Annotated in this window: 4 protein-coding genes; 2 read left to right on the top strand and 2 right to left on the bottom strand. The window is 55.9% G+C overall.

Annotated elements, in window-relative coordinates; translation table 11 throughout:
- Positions 1 to 109: 109 nt before the first annotated feature.
- A complete protein-coding gene (locus tag HMPREF2792_RS00855; protein WP_070530108.1) occupies positions 110 to 460 on the top strand; it encodes a hypothetical protein in 351 nt (116 codons plus the stop codon).
- A gap of 3 nt (positions 461 to 463) precedes the next feature.
- Here the strand turns inward: HMPREF2792_RS00855 and HMPREF2792_RS00860 are convergent, their stop codons facing one another.
- On the bottom strand, positions 464 to 754 hold the full coding sequence (locus HMPREF2792_RS00860; protein ID WP_070530111.1) for a hypothetical protein: 291 nt from the start codon (positions 752 to 754) through the stop codon (positions 464 to 466).
- Positions 755 to 1,161: 407 nt separating this feature from the next.
- Between HMPREF2792_RS00860 and HMPREF2792_RS12920 the strand changes: the two genes are divergently transcribed.
- Positions 1,162 to 1,386 carry a hypothetical protein gene (locus tag HMPREF2792_RS12920; RefSeq protein WP_158011566.1) on the top strand — a complete coding sequence of 75 codons (225 nt, stop codon included), beginning with the start codon at positions 1,162 to 1,164 and terminating at the stop codon, positions 1,384 to 1,386.
- A gap of 158 nt (positions 1,387 to 1,544) precedes the next feature.
- On the opposite strand, the gene HMPREF2792_RS00865 is transcribed toward HMPREF2792_RS12920, so the two are convergent.
- Positions 1,545 to 1,796, bottom strand: a complete 252-nt coding sequence (locus HMPREF2792_RS00865; protein ID WP_070530113.1) for a hypothetical protein — start codon at positions 1,794 to 1,796, stop codon at positions 1,545 to 1,547.
- Between the last annotated feature and the right edge of the window lie 147 nt (positions 1,797 to 1,943).

A 1,943-nucleotide genomic window follows, 5' to 3' on the forward strand; every position in this document is an offset into this window, starting at 1 on the left:
AGCGGAGCTAGCGGCCCCGCCGCGTGAGCGGATAGTTAGAGACGTTGGACTTGGCGACGTGCTTGTGTCAGGTATTGCGGTGGGTTCTTAGTACTGGCATTGTGGAGTTATGGTCAAAGCAAACAAGTCACTACAGGCACGTCAGGCGGTTCGCCAGCATTTCGAAGAAGAGCAACAAAAGCTGCGCGACCGGAAGAAGAAACTTAACTCGATGCTCTCATTGCTCGACCAACGTGATGAGCTCGACCTCAAGATTGGAAAGTCCGCGCGTGAACTCGTCGATCTCGGAGAGAAGAAGTCCACCGTGCGCGGTTTGATCGGTGTCAGCGCTAAAGAGTTTTCAGATCTGCTAGCCCTTGGTTCTGATGATTCGAAGAACGATGATGCAAGCAGTCAGGAGAAAACGAACGGCGCCGAACTGGCCTCCAACGAGGCCAGCGGCGCCGAGTCCGATGGCTAGATTTTAGTGTTCTGGTTGCTGATTGTATTCCTGTGTTTGTCGCTGCTGTTCTTCGTAGGTCGTTGCATCCTCGTAATGCTGGGCCATAGTTCCAACTAGACCACCGAAGAACGTGAGTGCCCACCACAGGATGCACCAGGAGACGATTCCAGCGCCGCCGACTAGCACTCCGGATACGACTCCGGCCCGCTTTCGGAATTGTTGGATGATAATAAGCGCCGGAACGGCGATAAAAGCTAGTTCCCACCAATCCGGAATGGAGTCGTGAGCGTTGATAAACGGAAGCATGTCCACTGTCTCGTCCTCTCGTCATCTGTTGGTGTTCGTCCCATAGTGACATAAGGGCCAGACATCTGGAAGTGGTGAGTAGGATTTCTGATTTCGAAGATGTTCCCTTGGTGGGCCTTGAGTTGCCTGAACGGGAGGTTCCTCGTCCGCGCCGTCGGAAGCGAATAAGTGATCCAGGTCTGGACTTCGATGACGCGGTGATTGAATCGTTCTTTCGTCATGTCGTGAAGTCTCCGCATGACTGTTGGTTGTGGACGGGTTCTATTTCATCTCCGGATGGGTACGGGAGGTTTACCTGGCAGCGTGACTCTCGGCAGCGAACGATATCGGCACACCGTTTTGCGCTTCTTACATCAGGTGTTGAGTTTGGTCCTGGCGAGGTTGCAGAACATGAGTGCAATGAGCCGTTGTGTGTGCGTCCTGGCCCCGGTCATGTTCGCAAAACAACGCAGCGCGAGAACTTGACGTATGCCGTCGAGCTAGGTCGACATGCGGGCAATCGCGTGGCGGTAACAGCGTTGTCGTCGCGTGTTGAGCGCTCGCGTCGTGTGCGTGAGGCACTAGTCGATGGGTGGGATGAGGACAAGTACCGGGCGGCGATCTTTGGTGTCTCTGGCAACCAGCAGACGCTGTTTTAAGCTTGTTTGAAACGCCAGTACCGTCCTTGCGTCAGCATTGGGGCGGTACTGCTTGTGTCAGGCTTGTTGTTCTGCGTTGGTGTGGGGCGCGTGGTTGGTGTCATTGCTATACAAAAAGCCCCAACCGCAGGGCGGCTGGGGCTTAATGCGTGAGGAGTCTAGATGATGTTGTCCTCGTGCCAGTTTTCAGCGTCGGCGCGCTCGTCGTAGTGCGCCCGGGCGCAGTTACTGGCTTCAGTAAGGGTCTTGATAGCTAGTTCTACGTCTGCCGGGCTGTAGGCGCGGGCTTGCAGTTCGTCAAGTGTTGCGCCTTCTACTGCGTAGATTTCTACGGCGGGGTTTTCCTCGTCGGTGTCGACGACAATGGTGCGCAGGGCGTGGATTGGCGTTGTCCAGGTTTTCTTCGGCATGGGTCTCTCCTTTTTAGTCTAGGTTATCCCACCAGTGTGTAGGCGTCTTGCGGGGTTGTGCGCAGTTCTAGGCGGGCGGTGGTGTGGGGCGCGTGGTTGGTGTGGGGAATGCGCGCCCGGGCCTGGCCCCCGGAAAGTAGACACGTC

Origin of the sequence: Corynebacterium sp. HMSC068H04, from assembly GCF_001811255.1 — a bacterium.
GTDB lineage: Bacteria > Actinomycetota > Actinomycetes > Mycobacteriales > Mycobacteriaceae > Corynebacterium > Corynebacterium hesseae.